The organism is Kribbella sp. VKM Ac-2571, assembly GCF_004362255.1.
GTDB classification, from domain to species: domain Bacteria; phylum Actinomycetota; class Actinomycetes; order Propionibacteriales; family Kribbellaceae; genus Kribbella; species Kribbella pratensis.
Genome location: NZ_SNWS01000001.1, coordinates 63,341 through 80,299 on the forward strand (window position 1 = coordinate 63,341; position 16,959 = coordinate 80,299).

21 protein-coding genes are annotated in these 16,959 nt (G+C 67.7%); 13 read left to right on the plus strand and 8 right to left on the minus strand.

The window, feature by feature from the left end:
* Positions 1-7: 7 nt before the first annotated feature.
* Both EV651_RS00340 and EV651_RS00345 read right to left on the minus strand, forming a co-directional pair.
* Positions 8-625 carry an SRPBCC family protein gene (locus tag EV651_RS00340; RefSeq protein WP_166658450.1) on the minus strand — a complete coding sequence of 206 codons (618 nt, stop codon included), beginning with the start codon at positions 623-625 and terminating at the stop codon, positions 8-10.
* 81 nt (positions 626-706) lie between these two features.
* Positions 707-1,201 carry a single-stranded DNA-binding protein gene (locus EV651_RS00345; protein ID WP_133780736.1) on the minus strand — a complete coding sequence of 165 codons (495 nt, stop codon included), beginning with the start codon at positions 1,199-1,201 and terminating at the stop codon, positions 707-709.
* Between the two features lie 149 nt (positions 1,202-1,350).
* Here EV651_RS00345 and ettA point away from each other — a divergent pair, with 149 nt between their 5' ends.
* The 3 genes from ettA to EV651_RS00360 all read left to right on the plus strand — a co-directional run bounded on the left by ettA (position 1,351) and on the right by EV651_RS00360 (position 3,986).
* Positions 1,351-3,033, plus strand: a complete 1,683-nt coding sequence (ettA, locus tag EV651_RS00350) for an energy-dependent translational throttle protein EttA (RefSeq protein WP_133780738.1) — start codon at positions 1,351-1,353, stop codon at positions 3,031-3,033.
* Positions 3,034-3,168: 135 nt separating this feature from the next.
* Entirely contained in the window at positions 3,169-3,510 is a 342-nt protein-coding gene (locus tag EV651_RS00355) for a helix-turn-helix transcriptional regulator (RefSeq protein ID WP_133780740.1), read from the plus strand.
* Positions 3,507-3,986 (plus strand): SRPBCC domain-containing protein, encoded by a 480-nt coding sequence (locus EV651_RS00360; protein ID WP_238156562.1) that lies wholly within the window; start codon positions 3,507-3,509, stop codon positions 3,984-3,986. The genes EV651_RS00355 and EV651_RS00360 overlap by 4 nt, the downstream gene beginning before the upstream one ends.
* 216 nt (positions 3,987-4,202) lie before the next feature.
* Here the strand turns inward: EV651_RS00360 and EV651_RS00370 are convergent, their stop codons facing one another.
* Entirely contained in the window at positions 4,203-5,075 is an 873-nt protein-coding gene (locus EV651_RS00370) for an aminoglycoside phosphotransferase family protein (RefSeq protein ID WP_133780742.1), read from the minus strand.
* Between the two features lie 40 nt (positions 5,076-5,115).
* Positions 5,116-5,562 carry a MarR family winged helix-turn-helix transcriptional regulator gene (locus EV651_RS00375; protein ID WP_133780745.1) on the minus strand — a complete coding sequence of 149 codons (447 nt, stop codon included), beginning with the start codon at positions 5,560-5,562 and terminating at the stop codon, positions 5,116-5,118.
* Between the two features lie 83 nt (positions 5,563-5,645).
* Here EV651_RS00375 and EV651_RS00380 point away from each other — a divergent pair, with 83 nt between their 5' ends.
* Positions 5,646-7,004: an NAD(P)/FAD-dependent oxidoreductase gene (locus EV651_RS00380; protein WP_133780747.1), complete on the plus strand. Its 1,359-nt coding sequence runs from the start codon at positions 5,646-5,648 to the stop codon at positions 7,002-7,004.
* Here EV651_RS00380 and EV651_RS00385 read toward each other — a convergent pair whose 3' ends face one another.
* A complete protein-coding gene (locus EV651_RS00385) occupies positions 7,005-7,463 on the minus strand; it encodes a MarR family winged helix-turn-helix transcriptional regulator (protein ID WP_133782014.1) in 459 nt (152 codons plus the stop codon).
* A gap of 151 nt (positions 7,464-7,614) precedes the next feature.
* Here EV651_RS00385 and EV651_RS00390 point away from each other — a divergent pair, with 151 nt between their 5' ends.
* Positions 7,615-8,184: a YceI family protein gene (locus tag EV651_RS00390; RefSeq protein ID WP_133780749.1), complete on the plus strand. Its 570-nt coding sequence runs from the start codon at positions 7,615-7,617 to the stop codon at positions 8,182-8,184.
* Between the two features lie 34 nt (positions 8,185-8,218).
* Here the strand turns inward: EV651_RS00390 and EV651_RS00395 are convergent, their stop codons facing one another.
* Entirely contained in the window at positions 8,219-8,818 is a 600-nt protein-coding gene (locus EV651_RS00395; protein WP_202870102.1) for a TetR/AcrR family transcriptional regulator, read from the minus strand.
* A gap of 74 nt (positions 8,819-8,892) precedes the next feature.
* Here EV651_RS00395 and EV651_RS00400 point away from each other — a divergent pair, with 74 nt between their 5' ends.
* The 8 genes from EV651_RS00400 (at position 8,893) to EV651_RS00435 (ending at position 15,711) form a co-directional block, all read left to right on the plus strand.
* On the plus strand, positions 8,893-10,038 hold the full coding sequence (locus EV651_RS00400; RefSeq protein WP_133780752.1) for an acyl-CoA dehydrogenase family protein: 1,146 nt from the start codon (positions 8,893-8,895) through the stop codon (positions 10,036-10,038).
* Positions 10,039-10,050: 12 nt separating this feature from the next.
* Positions 10,051-11,271, plus strand: a complete 1,221-nt coding sequence (locus EV651_RS00405) for an acetyl-CoA C-acetyltransferase (RefSeq protein WP_133780754.1) — start codon at positions 10,051-10,053, stop codon at positions 11,269-11,271.
* Complete coding sequence (locus tag EV651_RS00410) at positions 11,271-12,023, plus strand: SDR family oxidoreductase (RefSeq protein WP_133780756.1); 753 nt, start codon at positions 11,271-11,273, stop codon at positions 12,021-12,023. Before EV651_RS00405 ends, EV651_RS00410 begins: the two co-directional genes overlap by 1 nt.
* A 60-nt stretch (positions 12,024-12,083) precedes the next feature.
* A complete protein-coding gene (locus tag EV651_RS00415; protein WP_133780758.1) occupies positions 12,084-12,311 on the plus strand; it encodes a hypothetical protein in 228 nt (75 codons plus the stop codon).
* Positions 12,305-12,649 (plus strand): type II toxin-antitoxin system PemK/MazF family toxin, encoded by a 345-nt coding sequence (locus EV651_RS00420; protein WP_133780760.1) that lies wholly within the window; start codon positions 12,305-12,307, stop codon positions 12,647-12,649. The genes EV651_RS00415 and EV651_RS00420 overlap by 7 nt, the downstream gene beginning before the upstream one ends.
* A 5-nt stretch (positions 12,650-12,654) precedes the next feature.
* Positions 12,655-13,626 (plus strand): YafY family protein, encoded by a 972-nt coding sequence (locus EV651_RS00425; RefSeq protein ID WP_133780762.1) that lies wholly within the window; start codon positions 12,655-12,657, stop codon positions 13,624-13,626.
* Positions 13,627-13,832: 206 nt separating this feature from the next.
* Complete coding sequence (locus tag EV651_RS00430) at positions 13,833-14,735, plus strand: GNAT family N-acetyltransferase (RefSeq protein ID WP_133780764.1); 903 nt, start codon at positions 13,833-13,835, stop codon at positions 14,733-14,735.
* A gap of 91 nt (positions 14,736-14,826) precedes the next feature.
* Positions 14,827-15,711: a GNAT family N-acetyltransferase gene (locus tag EV651_RS00435; protein WP_133780766.1), complete on the plus strand. Its 885-nt coding sequence runs from the start codon at positions 14,827-14,829 to the stop codon at positions 15,709-15,711.
* Positions 15,712-15,720: 9 nt separating this feature from the next.
* Here the strand turns inward: EV651_RS00435 and EV651_RS00440 are convergent, their stop codons facing one another.
* Positions 15,721-16,176: a MaoC family dehydratase gene (locus tag EV651_RS00440; protein WP_133780768.1), complete on the minus strand. Its 456-nt coding sequence runs from the start codon at positions 16,174-16,176 to the stop codon at positions 15,721-15,723.
* Between the two features lie 23 nt (positions 16,177-16,199).
* A complete protein-coding gene (fabG, locus tag EV651_RS00445) occupies positions 16,200-16,955 on the minus strand; it encodes a 3-oxoacyl-ACP reductase FabG (RefSeq protein WP_133780770.1) in 756 nt (251 codons plus the stop codon).
* Positions 16,956-16,959 lie beyond the last annotated feature (4 nt).

Sequence of the window (16,959 nt, forward strand, 5' to 3'; positions counted from 1 at the left end):
ACAAGGCTCAGAGCTCGGCGTCTGGTGCGTACTGCGACAGGGAGATCTTGGCGGCGCTGAGGAGATCGTCCTCGGTGGTGGTGCCCGACGCCCGGATGGCTTCGATCCAGGCGCGGACGGACTGTTCGTTGTAGTCGATGACCTCGGGGGAGTTGGCCATCTGGACCGGGTCGGCGTCGGCCGGCAGCTCGCCGGAGACGTAGAGCGCCAGGCCGAGCAGGCCGCCGTCCCAGCCCGGACCCACCCACAGTGCGCCGGAGCCACCGGGGGCCGGGGCCTCGCCCATCGAGTGTTCGAGCTCGAGCTCGGTGGACGCGCCCGCGCCGGGCAGCAGCCGCAGCTCGAGCAGGCTGTTCGGGCCGCCGAAGGTCACCTTGAAGCTCTTCGGCGGATCGCACTCCAGGATGTCGCCGCCGGCGTTGCCCTCCAGCTGGAACGAACCCCCGACCTTGAGGTCCCCGGTGACGGGCATGAACCAGCGCCGCATCCGCTCCGGGTCCGTCAGGGCGTCCCACACCTCCGCCGGCTCCGCCTGGTAGGAACGGCGCATCAGCACCGTCACGGTCTCGCCGGTGCGGCTGACCTCGCGCTGGACCGCGTTGATGTGCTCGAGGATGTCGATCACGGATGGTTCCCTCTCCTGCTCGGCTGCTGCGACGATCCTCAGAATGCCGGTCAGGACTTATATAAGTCAACATTGAGATAGTCACGCCGCCTCCGCCGTCGCGGACAGCGGGAGAGGAGCGACGGAGTACTCGTCGGGCGGGTACGGCGCGGCGGTCGTCTCGATCGGGCGTTCCGCGGACTCGGCGGGCGTGCGGACCGAGTCCGTGCGCGGCGCGTTCTTCGCGAAGGTCGTCGTACCGCGGTTGAGGTCATGGCCGAGGGAGAAGGCTTCGAGGATTACGCGGCTGTGGAGTTCGCCGGAGTCGTCGGTCCATTCGTGGGTGCGCAGCCGGCCGGTGACGATCACGGGCTGGCCGACGCGGAGGGAGTCGAAGGCGTTCTGGGCAAGGCTCCGCCAGCACTGCACCGTGTACCACGTAGTGGGCTTGTCCACGTAGGTGTTGAGGGATCTGTCGAACTGGCGGGGAGTGGATCCGACCCGGAAGCTGGCGTGCGGAGTCTGGCGGATCTCCTTGAAATCGGGTTCGCTGCCGATCCAGCCCAGAACAGTGAGGTAGGTGTCGCCGAGGCTCATGACGGGTTCCTTCCGTTCGGAGAGCGTGTGCTGTCACCCGGAGAAGGTGCACCTGTCGCACCCCGATCGGCGGCCCGAACTTCGGGTCTGTGGACAACCGCCATGGCCGGGTTGGGAAACGGGCCGCCCCAGCACATAGGCTCTGGGGTATGGCGGAATTCATCTACACGCTGCGCAACGTCCGGAAGGCGCACGGCGACAAGGTCGTTCTCGACAATGTCACGCTGAACTTCCTCACCGGCGCGAAGATCGGCGTGGTCGGGCCGAACGGCACCGGTAAGTCCTCGCTGTTCAAGATCATGGCGGGGCTCGACCAGCCCTCCAACGGCGAGGCCCGGCTGGCCGAAGGTGCGACGGTCGGGATCCTGCTGCAGGAACCGCCGCTGACCGAGGGCAAGACCGTGCTGGAGAACGTCCAGGAAGGGGTCGGCGACACCAAGCAGAAGCTGGACCGCTTCAACGAGATCTCCGCCGAGCTGGCCGATCCGGACGCCGATTACGACACGCTGCTGGCCGAGATGGGTGACCTGCAGACGGAGCTGGACCACCGCAACGCCTGGGATGTCGACGCCCAGCTGGAGCAGGCGATGGACGCGTTGCGCTGCCCGCCGGCCGACGTGCTGGTGGACAACCTGTCCGGTGGTGAGCGCCGCCGGGTCGCGCTGTGCAAGCTGCTGCTGCAGCAGCCCGACCTGCTGCTCCTCGACGAGCCCACCAACCACCTGGATGCGGAGTCGGTGCTCTGGCTCGAGCAGCACCTGCAGAAGTACCCCGGTGCCGTCATGGCCATCACCCACGACCGGTACTTCCTGGACAACGTCGCCGAGTGGATCCTCGAGCTCGACCGCGGCCGGACGTACGGCTACGAGGGCAACTACTCGAAGTACCTGGAGACCAAGCAGCAGCGGCTGGTCGTCGAGGGGCAGAAGGACGCCAAGCGGCAGAAGATCCTGGAGCGCGAGCTCGAGTGGGTCCGGTCGAACGCGAAGGCCCGGCAGACCAAGAGCAAGTCCCGGCTGGCCCGCTACGAGGAGCTCGCGGCCGAGGCCGAGCGGTCCCGGAAGCTGGACATCGACGAGATCAACATCCCGGCGGGTCCGCGACTGGGCAGCACCGTGCTCGAGGTCTCGAAGCTGGTGAAGGGCTTCGGCGACCGCAAGCTGATCGACGGCCTGAGCTTCAGCCTGCCGCGGGCCGGCATCGTCGGCATCGTCGGTCCGAACGGCGTCGGCAAGTCGACGCTGTTCCGGATGATCGTCGGCGAGGAGCAGCCGGACGCGGGCAGCCTGAAGCTCGGCGAGACGGTCAAGATCTCGTACGTCGACCAGTCGCGCGGCGGCCTGGACCCGAAGAAGACGGTCTGGCAGCAGGTGTCCGACGAGCTCGACTACATCAAGGTCGCGAACTTCGAAATGCCGAGCCGGGCGTACGTCGCCTCGTTCGGCTTCAAGGGCCCGGACCAGCAGAAGCCGACCGGCGTACTGTCCGGCGGTGAGCGGAACCGGCTGAACCTGGCGCTGACGCTGAAGATGGGCGGCAACCTGCTGCTCCTCGACGAGCCGACCAACGACCTGGACGTCGAGACCCTGCAGTCGCTCGAGGACGCCTTGCTGGAATTCCCGGGCTGTGCGGTGGTCGTGTCCCACGACCGGTGGTTCCTGGACCGCGTGGCGACCCACATCCTGGCCTGGGAAGGCACCGGGGACGACCCGGCCAAGTGGTTCTGGTTCGAGGGCAACTTCGCGTCGTACGAGGCGAACAAGGTCGAGCGCCTCGGCCCGGAGGCGGCCCGGCCACACCGCGTCACCTACCGCAAGCTCACGCGCGACTGAGCGCTCAGCGATTGAGCGATTGGGCGACTGAGCACGCCGTCGAAGGACCCCGCCTCCACACAGGAGCCGGGTCCTTCGTGCTTTCCGACACTTAGCCCTTGCGCTAACTATCGAGCCAAGGCCATACTTAGCCTCATGGCACAGTATTCGGCGGACGTCGACGGCGTGTTCGTGGCGCTGGCCGACCCGACGCGGCGGAGGGTGATCCGGCGGCTGGGACAGGGGTCGACGAGCGTGGGAGAGCTCGCGGCCGAGTTCCCGATCACGTTGCCGTCCTTCATGAAGCACGTCCGGACGCTCGAGTCCAACGGCCTGATCCGCACGGTGAAGACCGGGCGGGTGCGGACCTGTGTGCTCAACCGTGAGCGGCTGGAGCTGGTGGACAACTGGCTCGCCGAGCAGCGGCGGATCTGGGAGGACCGCACCGACCGGCTGGAGCGTTTCGTCACAACGGAGGAACAGGTGGAGGAATCGTGAGTCGTGAACTGTTCGATCCGGAGCTGGATCTGCTGGTGGAGCGGGTGATCCGTGCGCCCCGGGAGGCCGTGTGGCGGGCGTGGACCGATCCGAAGCGGTTCGAGCAATGGTGGGTGCCGGCGCCGGCGGTCTGCCGCGTCGAGCGGCTGGATGTGCGGCCGGGCGGGGCGATCGTGACGCGGTTGAGTGAGGACGGCGGCGAGTTCGTTCCGCATCTCGACGCGGTGATCCTGGCCGCCGACGAGCTCGAGCGGATCGCGTTCACGAATGCGATCGACAGCACGTGGCGGCCGGCGGATGCACAGCCGATCGCGGTGACGGCCGACGTGTTCCTGGACGATCACCCGGACGGTACGGCGTACCGGATGGTGGCTCGGCACGGCGATCCCACGAGTCGCAAGCGGCACGCGGAGCTCGGGTTCGCCGACGGTTGGGGGACTGTCATCGTGCAGCTCGCGGAGCTGGTCGAGAAATGAGACTCGTGCTGACGGAGTTCGTCACCCTGGACGGCGTCAGTCAGGGGCTGGGGTCGCCGACCGAGGACACGACCGACGACTTCACCCGCGGCGGCTGGCTCGTGCCGTACATCGACGAGCTGTTCGTACGGCGGACAGCCGAGTGGCTAACAAGCCGACGACGCTGCTCCGGTAGCGGAGTGCGAGGGCGTGACGGCGTACCTCTGACTCGGTGTCCTAGCTGGACTGAGTTCGGTAGTCGGTCAGGACGTTGTCGATGACTCGGAAGTCCTCGGTGATGAGGGCCTTCCAGAGGGCCCAACCGCGGGCGCGGGCCCAGGTGGCCGGGTCCTGATCGACGGCGTCACGGAATGTGGCGCGGGACGAGCCGGAGAAGAACGTGTAGGCGATGACCAGGTCGCAGGCAGGGTCGCCCACGCCCGACGTACCGAAGTCGATCACGGCGGACAGGTGACCGTCCTGGACCAAGAGGTTGCCGTTGGCGATGTCGCCGTGGAACCACACCGGCGGCCGATCCCATGACGTCGCCAGCGCCGCGTCCCACACCTCACGCGCGAGATCGGTGTCGATCCTCCCCTTGAGTACGGCGAGGGCCGCGAGCGTCTCGTCGTGGTAGTACTCCGGTGGCGCTCCGCGATGGAAGCTGTGCGCACCGGCAGCTGGTCCACCGGTCGCGTCGATGCTCTGCAAGGCCAGGATGAACGACGCGATCGACCGTGCGAACTCGTCGAGATCGGCAACGGTTTCGACCGACGCGGTCTCGCCCGGGATCCACCGCCGGATCGCCCATGAATACGGGTACCCCTCACCGGGTGCGCCCTTTGCCACCGCTTCGGGAATCTCGACCGGCAGCTGCGGGCCGAGAACCGGCAGCCACTGGTGTTCCTTGTCGACGGCAGCCACGTAGCTCGAGTGCGTCGGCAGCCGCGCGGTCAGCCCGGAGCCGAGCCGGTACGTCCGGTTGTCCCAGCCGTCGATCTTGACCGGCGTCACCGGCAGGTCGGCCCACTGCGGGAACTGCTGCGCGAGCAGTCGCCGTACGAGGTGTGCGTCGATGCCGGCGCGGCCGTCCTGATGGAAATCCGTCATCGCCCAAGCGTCCCGGAACCCGCCGACGGTCTCAAAAGGTTTAGTCCGGGACTACAGCGTTGTCGATCGCGTCCTTGAGGAAGGCCGAGATCGTCCGGAGTTCGGTCTCGGATCGGGTCGCCAGGACCGCCTGCATGCTCTCGCCCTGCTCGGCGTACAGCGGCACCAGCTTCTCCTGGATCGCCTGCAGCGACGGCGTGACGACGACCTTGCGGCGATCACGCGGATCGGCCTCCCGGGTGACGAAACCGTGCGACTCCAGCCGGTCGATCACGCCGGTCACCGTGCCCGACGTCAGGCCGGTGTGCTCGGCGAGTTGCCGGGGCGTCATCGGGCCGTAGGTCCGCAGCAGCGTCATGAACTGGGAGTCGCTGGCGCCGAGGCCGACCTTCGCGGAGACCGCGTGGTTGAACAGCACCACGCCGGCGATGAACCGAACCAACCGCTGCTGGATCTCGCCGGCGAGCTCTTCTCGGGAACTGGTCATGGTCCGCCTCAGCATAGAGCTTGCATTTCTCTCGGATCTCCAAGATACTCGAGATTCCAAGATACTTGAGAAAGTGAGAGATCATGAAGGTGCTGGTGATCGGCGGCGGGACCGGCGGGCTCGCGTTGGCCCACGGGCTGCGGCGCGCCGGGATCGAGGTGTCCGTGTTCGAGCGCGACGCGCTGCGGACGGACGGCCTGCACGGTTACCGGGTCGGCATCGACCCGGACGGCAGCCGGGCGCTGCACGCGCTGCTGCCCAAGGAGCTCTACGACACGTTCGTGGCCACGAAGGCGCGCGACCCGAAGTACTTCAACATGCTGACCGAGGACCTGAAGGAGCTGCTCTCGCTCGAGCTGCCGGAGTCGACCGACCCCGTGGAGAGTGAGAAGTCGATCAGCCGGATGACCCTGCGCCAGGTGCTGCTGACCGGCCTCGACGGCATCGTGGAGTTCGGCAAGGAGTTCACCCGCTTCGAACAGCACGCGGACCACGTGACGGCGTACTTCGCCGACGGTACGAGTGCCACCGGTGATCTCCTGGTCGCCGCCGACGGTTCAGGATCCCGCGTACGCCGTCAGTACCTGCCGCAGGCGAAGACCGAGGAGACCGGGATCGTGGCGATCGCCGGCAAGCTGCCGATCACCGAGGAGAGCGCGAAACTCCTGCCGCCGAAGGTGTTCGAGGGGATCTCGCTGGTCAACGCACCCCGTGGGTTCGCCTGCATCCTGCACGTGATGGAGTTCCAGTGGGACCACGACGGGAACGTCAAGGACGGGATCGGCGGCAACACCGAGGAGCTGATCCGGCGCTGGCCGGGACTGCAGTTCGACAACACCCGCGACTACATCAACTGGGGGCTGTCGGCGGCCAAGGACAAGCTGCCCGCGAACATCATGGAGCTCCGCGGCGCGGAACTGATCAGGGTCGCGCTCGAGGCGACGCCCGGCTGGCATCCGAATCTGCGCCGGCTGTTCGAGCTGACCGATCCGGGCACGTGCTTCCCGGTGAACATCTGGACCTCGGTCCCGCTCGAGCCTTGGGAGAGCAGCAACGTCACACTCCTCGGGGACGCGATCCACACCATGACGCCGGGCCGCGGCGTCGGCGCGAACACCGCACTGCGTGACGCCGTGAACCTTTGCCGGAAGCTGATCGACGTCCGTGACGGCAAGCAAGAACTCGTCCCGGCCGTGCGTGACTACGAGGCCCGGATGATCGAGTACGGCTTCGATGCGGTCCTCAAGTCACGCGCGCAGATGACGTCCGACGATCCGGTGCACAAGCCGGGCATCGGCCGGCTGGCGCTGGCAGGCATGCGTACGGCGATGCGCACGGTCAATCACCTGCCGCCCGCCAAGCGCCGGATGCGCGACCAGATGATGGCCTACCGCGGCGCCAACCGGGACGAACTGACCCTGGAGATCGCCCCGCGGCCCTGACTACCGCTGGCCGATGTGCTCGGAGACGGCGTCGAACACGCGGCCGACCGCGGCGAAGTCCTCGGGGCTCGCCAGGTCGACGAGGTTCTCCCGGACGCCTTCGACGTGGTACGGCGCGGCCTGCTCGAGCAGGCCGAAGCCGGCGTCGGTCAGCTCGGCCCAGACGCCGCGCTTGTCGCTCGTGCACGACGTACGGCGGACCAACTCGGCGGCCTCGAGGCGGCCGACGGTGTGGGTCAGGCGGGACCGGCTCTGGTGCAGCCGGTCGGCCAGGTCGGCCATCCGAAGCCGCCGGTCGGGCGCCTCGGAGAGCCTGACCAGGATCTCGTAGTCGTTGATTCCGAGGCCGAACTGGCGCAGGTCGTCGTCGAGTTTGGCCATCAGGCGTGCGGTCCCCAGCAGGTACGCACGCCACGCCACCTGCTGCTCGGCGTTGAGCCACCGAGTCCCCCGGTCCATCTCAGTCTCCATCGTCACGGGAACAGTGTAGCGGGAATGTAGTTGACTTTTAAACCGTTACTGCCTACTGTCGTAGTCATCGGTTGAAGTTTTAACTATAGACCTGGCTGCGTCGCCCCCGACCAGCAACAGCACTTTCCGAGAGGACCCCATGAGCGACACCACCACCGGCACCCTGACCAGCAGCATCCCCGGCCTGGTCGCCGGCACGTACGCCATCGACGCCGCGCACAGCGAGATCGGCTTCACCGTCCGCCACCTGATGACCAAGGTGCGCGGCACCTTCCAGGAGTTCAGCGGCGAGATCGTCGTCAAGGACACCATAGAGGAGTCCGCGACCAACGTCTCCGTCGAGCTGGCCTCCGTGCACACGCGCAGCGAGCAGCGCGACGGGCACCTGCGCTCCGGCGACTTCTTCGACGCCGAGAACAGCCCGAAGATGACCTTTGTCAGCACCGCGATCAAGCCCGAGGGCGATGACTACGTCCTGGCCGGCGAGCTGACCATCAAGAACGTCACCAAGCCGATCGAGCTCGCGGTCGAGTTCCTCGGTGTCGACCAGAACGCGTACGGCCAGACCATCATCGGTTTCGAGGCCTCCGCGTCGATCAGCCGCAAGGAGTGGGGCATCGACTTCAACGTGCCGCTCGAGGGCGGCAAGCTGCTGATCGGTGACAAGGTGGACATCCACCTCGACGTCCAGGCCGCACTGCAGGCCTGATCCCCGAGAAACCCCCGCACCTGCGGGGGTTTTCTCATGCCTGGACCATGCGGTGCGCGAGGTCGGCGTACAACTTGCCGAGAGCTTCGGGGTCGCCGCGGTGGGGGGTGTACCAACGGGCCACGTCGATGGACAGCGAGAGTACGGCGAGGGTCGTGCCCGGCAGGTCGGCGACGGCGAAGGTGCCGTCCTGTACGCCGTCTGCCAGCACTTGCTCGATCTGGGCCGAGATGGCGCGGCGGATCGTCGCGACCTCTGCCAGGTGTTCAGGGCTCAACGCTGCGAGCTCGTACTGGACCACGCGCGCGATGGTGTGGTGTTGCGCGTGCCAAGCGGTGAAGGCGGCGACCAGAGAGCGCAACCGGTCGGCGGGGGTCGGACCGTCGTCGGCGGAACGCAGTACGTCGAGGGCCGCGTTGTGGCCGTACAGGCTGATCTCGAAGAGTAGGCGCTCCTTGGACGGGTAGTGCACGTACAGGGCGGCCGGGCTCATACCTGCGCGGGAGGCGATGTCGCGGGTCGTCGTGGCCTGGTAACCGCGCTCCGCGAACGCGTCGACGGCACCGGTGAGCAGCCGGCGGGCTGCGGCCGGCTGAACGTGCTCCCACACCAGGGGATCGGTGACTGCGGACACGTTGACACCTTGCACCAAACGCGTGAAGCTAAGCAAGCGCTTAGCCATGCATCTCACACCTTGGGGAGGCCTAGATGGAGCGCGTCATCTTCAACGAGGACCATCACGCATTCCGAGCCAGCGCCAAGGAGTACTGCGAGCGCTCGCTGGTGCCGCGGATGGATCAGTTCCTCGAAGAGAAGACGATCGACCGTGCTGCCTGGCTGGAGGCCGGCAAGCAGGGCTTCCTCGGGCTGGACGTGCCGGAGGAGTACGGCGGATCCAGCGTCGGCGACTACCGGTTCAACGCCGTGTTCGCGGAGGAGGTGTCGAAGGTCTCTGCGTCGCTGTCGAGCTGCTTCGGCATCCACTACGACTGCTGTGCGCCGTACTTCGTGGATCTCGGGACCGAGGAGCAGAAGCAGCGCTGGCTGCCCAAGTTCTGCGCCGGTGAGTACGTCGCCGCGATCGGGATGACCGAGCCGTCGGGCGGTTCGGACCTGGCCGCGTTGAAGACGACCGCGAAGAAGGCCGACGGCGGCTGGGTGCTGAACGGCTCGAAGACCTTCATCACCAACGGCGACATGGCCGACCTGGTCATCGTCGCCGCGCGGACCGACCCGTCGAAGGGCGCAAAGGGCATCACGCTGTTCGTGGTCGAGGAGGGCATGGAGGGCTTCGCCCGCGGCCGCAAGCTCGACAAGGTCGGCCAGACCGAGTCCGGTACGTCGGAGCTCTTCTTCGAGGACGTCTTCGTCGGTGACGACAACGTGCTCGGCGGGGTGGACCGCGGCTTCATCCACATGATGGAGCGGCTGGCGCAGGAGCGGGTCGGCGCCGCCGTGTCGAACATCGCGCACGCCACCCAGATCCTCGACGAGACGATCGAGTACGTGAAGCAGCGCAAGGCGTTCGGCCAGCCGGTCGGCTCGTTCCAGTACAACAAGTTCCTGGTCGCCGAGCTGGTCACCAAGGCCGAGGTCACCCAGGCGTACGTCGACAACGCGATCGTCGCGCACGACGAGGACCGGCTGTCCGCGGTCGACGCCGCGAAGACGAAGTGGTGGAGCGCCCACGTGCAGAACGAGATCCTGGACGCGTGCGTCCAGTTGCACGGCGGGTACGGCTACATGAACGAGTACCGGGTCGCCCGCGCCTGGCGCGACGCCCGCGTGACCAAGATCTGGGCCGGCTCGAACGAGATCATGAAAGAACTCATCGGCCGCGATCTGGGCCTGTAGAAAGGAACCGTTGTGCCTGAAGCAGTCATCGTGTCCACGGCCCGCTCGCCGATCGGCCGTGCGTACAAGGGGTCGCTGACCACGATCCGGCCGGACGACCTCGCCGTACAGATGATCAAGGCGGCGGTCGACAAGGTCGGGCTGACGGGTGACCAGATCGAGGACCTCGCGCTCGGCTGCGCGGAGCCGCACGACGAGCACGGCGGCAACATGGCGCGTCGGGTCGCGGTCCAGCTGGGCTGGGACAACACGCCGGCGACCACGGTCAACAGGTTCTGCGCGTCGTCGACGCAGACCGCGCGGATGGCGTACCACGCGATCAAGTCCGGTGAGGGCGACATCTTCGTCAGCGCCGGCGTCGAGTGTGTCTCGCGGTACAAGAACTTCGGCTCGGCCGGGGTCGGCGACCCGAGCTCGTTCAACCCGGTCTTCACCGACGCGGTCGCGCGGACCGAGAAGTACGCCGAGACCAACGACACCTGGCACGACCCGAGGGCGGACGGGCAGATCCCCGACATCTACATCTCGATGGGCCAGACCGCGGAGAACGTGGCGACGCTGCGGGGGATCAGCCGGGAGGACCAGGACGTGTTCGGCGTCCGCTCGCAGAACCTGGCCGAGAAGGCGATCAACAACGGGTTCTTCGAGCGCGAGATCACCCCGGTGACGCTGCCGGACGGCACCGTGGTGAGCAAGGACGACGGACCGCGGGCCGGTACGACGCTGGAGAAGGTCAGCCAGCTGAAGCCGGTGTTCCGTCCCGACGGCACCGTGACGGCAGGGAACTGCTGCCCGCTGAACGACGGCGCCGCCGCGGTCGTGATCATGAGCGACACCAAGGCGCGCGAGCTCGGCCTGACGCCGCTGGCGCGGATCGTGTCGACCGGTGTCAGCGGTCTGTCGCCGGAGATCATGGGCCTCGGTCCGGTCGAGGCGTCGAAGCAGGCGCTGGCGCGGGCCGGCATGAGCATCGGTGACATCGACCTGGTCGAGATCAACGAGGCGTTCGCGGTCCAGGTGATCGGGTCGGCGCGTGAGCTCGGCATCGACGAGGACAAGCTGAACGTGCACGGCGGGGCGATCGCGCTCGGCCACCCGTTCGGCTCGACCGGCGCGCGGATCATGACCACGTTGGTGAACGGCCTGCAGTTCGAGGACAAGCAGTTCGGTCTCGAGACGATGTGCGTCGGCGGCGGTCAGGGGATGGCGATCGTTCTCGAGCGCCTCAGCTGATGGCGTTGGACGGCCGAACGGCGATCGTCACCGGAGCGTCCCGCGGTATCGGGCTCGCGATCGCGCAGCGCCTGGTGGCCGACGGCGCTCGCGTCGTCATCACCGGCCGGACCCAGGAGACCCTCGACGAGGCAGTCAGGACCCTGGGCGGCCGGAAGCACGCGCTGGCCGTGGCCGGCAAGGCGGCCGACCCGACGCATCGTGGCGCGGTCGTCGCCGCGGCGGTGGCGACGTACGGGTCGGTGGACCTGCTGGTCAACAACGCCGGCATCAACCCGATCTACGGGAAGCTGCTGGACGTCGACCAGGCGGTCGCGGCCAAGATGGTGGACACCAACGTGCTGGCCACGATCGCCTGGGTGAAGGCCTGCCGGGACGCGTGGATGCGCGCCCACGGCGGGGCTGTGGTCAACCTGTCCTCGGTGGCCGGCCTGGGGCCGTCGCCCGGCATCGGGTGGTACGGCGCGACCAAGGCGATGCTGTCCCGGGTCACGCAGGAGCTGGCCGTCGAGCTGGCCCCGGAGATCCGCGTGAACGCTGTGGCTCCGGCGGTGGTCAAGACCAAGTTCGCCGGAGCGCTCTACGAAGGGCGTGAGGACAAGGTGGCGTCGACGTACCCCTTGCGTCGGCTGGGCCGGCCGGAGGACGTCGCCTCGCTGGTCTGGTTCCTCCTGTCCGACGAGGCGTCGTGGATCACCGGCCAGACCATCACCATCGACGGCGGCCTGATGCTGAACGGCGGGATCGCCTAGGGCCGACAGCTTTGCATGCGGCCATGTTTACATCGCATATATGCGTGCTATTCTTGCGGTATGCACACCACTATGCGGGTATCTGTCCCGACGCGGGACGAGTTGGCCCGCGTCGCTGAGGACGAGTTGGGTGGAGTCAGCCTCGACGAGGCGCTCAGGATCGTGCTCTTCGAGCATGCATCTGCGACGGCGATTGCCCGTCTGTCAGCCGACCCGGAAGCTCTCAGTGAGTATCGCGCTGAAGCTGGGGCGCTGGAAGACATCGACACCGAGATTGCCGAGTGGTAAGCCTGCCGCGGGTTTCCCCGTGGCAGGTCTGGTGGGTCGACTTCAATCCACAGCTCGGCAGGGAGCAGGCGGGCCGACGACCAGCCATAGTCGTGGGATCGCCGCTGGCCTGCAGCCTGCCGAACGGGCTTGCGATCGTCGTGCCGATGACTACACGGGACCGGGGACTCCCGTTTCATCCCACCGTTCAGCTCGGGGACACGACTGGCTACGCGATGACTGACCAGATCAAGTCGATCAGCGCTCAGCGCTTGAAGAAGCCGCATCGTGACCAGTTGACACCTGACGACGTGGCCGCAGTCAAGTTCGCCCTTCGACGGATGATCGACGTGTCGTAGTTCCTATGCGAGCGGACCGGTTGTTGCAGATCATCCTGTTGCTGCAGCGGCATGAGCGGTTGAGCGCACGGGACCTGGCCGAGCGGCTGGAGGTTTCGACGCGGACGGTGATGCGCGACATGGAGGCGTTGTCCGCGGCCGGCGTACCGGTGTACTCCGAGCGGGGGCGCAACGGGGGCTGTGTGTTGCTGCCGGGGTACCGCGCCGATGTGAGCGAGCTGACGCCGCGTGAGGCCCAGGCGTTGTTCGCGTGGTCCGGACGGGCGGCGTTGTCGGAGGAACTCGGGCTGCAGGATGCGTTGCACTCGGCGATGGGAAAGCTGTCCGCGACGTTACCGGTGGAGTTGCAGGGGGACGCGGACGCGTTGTCCGGTGCGATCGTCGTGGACCGGCGTCGGTGGTTCGCGGAGGCGGAGGACACCGGTGCGTTGCCCGTACTGCGGCAGGCCGTCGTCAAACGGCGACGGGTGCGACTGCGGTACGCCTCGGCGAGTGAGGGCGTTCAGCAACGAACTGTGGACCCGTGGGGGCTCGTCGAGCAGGCAGGGCGGTGGTACCTGGTGGCGGCGCATCGCGGGGCGGCGCGGATGTACCGGGTGTCCCGGGTGGAGCAGGCCGACGTACTGGAAGGGGCGGCGGACCGGCCCGACGGGTTGGACGTCCGCGCCGAGTGGGAGCGGCTGCGGTCCGGCCTCGAGCGGCAGGCGCCCGTCGGGGTCGACGTACTGGTCCGGGTACGGCCGGAGAAGGTGGAACTGATCCGGCGGATCGCCTCGCCGATGCTCGCCAAAGGTGAGGTGGCGCGCGATGTCCCGTCGGACGACGAGTGGCCGCACTTGCGGTTGCACTTCCGGGTCCGGGAGGCGGCGTCCGGCGTACTGCTCGGATTCGCGGGCGACCTGGAGGTGCTCGAACCCGGCGACCTGCGCGCCCGGATGCTGGAGCTTGCCCAGGCCGCGCTGGCGACCTACGGCTGAACGTCGGACGCCCCGCCGCCGGTGACCCCGTCGCGTGGAACCACGATGGCACTTCCGGCGGTCGGGGCGATCAGTCCGACAGCACCGCGCCACTTTAGTACGAGTCCGCTACACAGCCGAATCACAGGACTCTCGCCGCCGTTGCGATCACGTTGCGCCTTGTTAATGCGTGGCGTGGGTACGACGTGCTGGCTAAGGTCCGGGGCATGAGGACCCGGGCGGTAGTACGGCAGGCCGTGGCAGACGACGCCGAGGCAGTGGCCGCGGTACGGCGGGTAGTAGCGCCGTACAAGGTGATGTCGCCGGCGGCGACGCGGCACATGCTCACCGTCCAGTCGCCGGGGGAGCGGTTCCTGCCGTTGGTCGCCGAATGCGATGGCGAGGTCGTCGCGTGGGCGTCGGCCGGCCTGAACGTCTGGACGAGCAAGCAGGGCCAAGCCCACCTGAGCATCTACGTGCACCCGGACCATCGTAAGCAAGGCATCGGCAGCGAGCTCGCCGACCGACTGCACCAGCACCTCACCGAGGTGGGTGCCGTGCGTGTGCGGACGTTCGTGCAGCCCGAGGGCCTCGAGTTCGCCCGCAACCTCGGGTACGACGGGACACGGCAGATGCACTTTTCCGGCGTCGAGCTGACGTCGTTGCCCGAGCAGCCGGAGACGCCCGACGGGATCGAACTCGTCGCCTTCGACACCGTCGACCCGCACGCGGCGTACACGGCCGACGCGATCGCCTCGCTGGACGAACCGGGCGACTCGCCGCTGGACTCGGTCGACTACGACCGGTGGCTGGAAGAGATCTGGAACGGCCCGGCGCTGGACAAGTCGCTCAGTGTCGCGGCGATGGCCGGCGACGAGATGGCGTCGTTCACGGTGGTCGAGACGCACGGTGACCGGATGTGGTCGGGCATGACAGGGACGATTCCCGGGCACCGTGGGAGAGGGCTGGCGAAGCTGGTGAAGTCGGTTGCTCTGCGGCGCGCGGCGGCCGCCGGAATCATGTCGGCGTACACCTCCAACGACGACGAGAACGGGCCGATGCTTGCCATCAACAACTGGCTCGGGTACCGGCGGGTGCAGACCGAGTTGGGCCTGCTCAGAACCCTCTGAGACAGACCTGTAATGGGTTTCCTTCCGGTATGCACCTGAATGAACGTTACCTTCCGGGGGACTTCGTCGTTGGAGTTCCCAAGGAGTTGGGATGGAGATCAGGGCAGCGGGGCCGGGGGATGTCGACGCAGCGGTGGCGATGCACGATGCGCTCGTTCCGTATCTGGTGATCACGCGCAGTGCGTTGAGCCGTCGGCTGGCGACGCCGGCCGGCGTCGGGCGCGGGTCGTTCGTGGCGGTGGACGGTGACGGCCTGGTGGGCTGGGCGTCGTGCGGACTGATCGGCGGATCGGACCCGCTGGACGGCGAGCTGCGGTTGCTGGTGCGGCCGGAGGCCCGCGGCCAGGGGATCGGCACGCGGCTGCTCGAGAAGATTCACGCCGATCTGCGGTCGGCGGGAGCCACCTCGGCGCGGGTGTTCGCCGACCCGGGCAGTGTGGACTGGGCGGCGCGGTTCGGTTACCGGCAGACCAGGCAAGTGCACTACGCCGGGATCGATCCGCGCAAGGTGCCGGACCTTCCCGAGGTCGCGAGCGAGGTGGAGCTGGTCCCGTTCACCGAGGTCGATCCGCGGTTGCTGCACGCCGCCGACGAGGTCGCCCAGCGCACCAAGCCGGGTGACGCGAAGATCTCCTCCCAGCCGTACGACACATGGTTCGCCGACATCTGGAACTCACCGGACCTGATGCGCGATATGAGTGTGGCTGCCAGGCACGAGGGCCGGATCATCGCGTTCACCCGCAACCATGGCGACAACACCAAGATCTGGTCGAGGATGACGTCCACGCTGCCGGAGTACCGCGGTCGCGGGCTCGCCAAGCTGGTCAAGACCGCCGCGCTGCACCGCGCCGCCAAGGCCGGCGTGCAAGGCGCCTATACCGCCAACTACGACGGCAACACGCCGATGCTCGCCGTCAACGAATGGCTCGGCTACCACCGCATCGCCACCCACGCGGTGCTGATCTGCCCGCTCTAGGCACGAAAACTACCGCACCAGCAGTACGACGGTCTCGGCAACGCAGGCGGGCTTGGTGGAGCCTTCGAGCTCGATGACCCAGTTCAGTGAGACCTGTACGCCGGCGGGCGTCTCGACCGCGTTGGAGATGGAGGCGCCGGCGCGGACCCGGCTGCCGACCGGGACGGGGGCGGGGAAGCGGACCTTGTTGACGCCGTAGTTGAGCTTCGCGGTCACGCCCTCGACCTTGAACAGCTCCTCGCCGAAGCGGGCAATCAGGCTCAGCGTGAGGTAGCCGTGCGCGATCGTTCCGCCGTACGGACCCTTGGCGGCCCGCTCCACGTCGACATGGATCCACTGGTGGTCGCCGGTCGCCTCGGCGAACTGGTTCACCTGCTCCTGGGTGATCTCCAGCCACGCGGTCTCGCCGAGTGGCGTGCCGACCGCGTGCACCACCTCGTCGACGCCGTCGAACGTCTGCGGCATGTCGGCTTCTCCTCAGTTCCCTGTTAGTTGCGGGGTCCGCCGGCGACGTACAGGACCTGGCCGGACACGAACCCGGCCTCCTCGCTGCAGAAGAACGAGGCCGCGGCGGCGATGTCCTCCGGCTTGCCGGTCCGCTGCACGGGGATGCTCGCGGCGGTGGCTTTCTTGAACTCCTCGAAGTCGACGCCGACCCGGGCCGCGGTGGCCGCGGTCATGTCGGTCTCGATGAAGCCCGGCGCGATCGCGTTCGCGGTGACGCCGAACTTGCCCAGCTCGATCGCGAGCGTCTTCGCCAGCCCCTGCAGCCCCGCCTTCGCGGACGCGTAGTTCGCCTGGCCGCGGTTTCCGAGCGCCGAGGTCGACGAGAGGAAGACGATCCGGCCGTACTTGGCCTCGACCATGTGCGCCTGGCAGGCCTTCGACATCAGGAAGCTGCCCTTGAGGTGCACCGACATGACTGTGTCCCAGTCGTCCTCGGACATCTTGAACAGCAGGTTGTCCCGCAGTACGCCGGCGTTGTTGACCAGGATCGTCGGCGCGCCCAGCTCCGCGACCACCCGCTCGACCGCGGCCGTGACCTGGTCGGACTTGCTGACGTCGGCGCCGACCCCGATCGCCTTCCCGCCGGCCTCGGTGATCGCCTTCACGGTCGCGTCGCAGGCGCCCTCGTCGAGGTCGATGACCGCGACGGCGTTGCCGTCCGCGGCGAGCCGCTGCGCGACGGCCGCGCCGATTCCCCGGGCCGCCCCGGTCACGATCGCCACCCGCTGCGTACTCATCCAC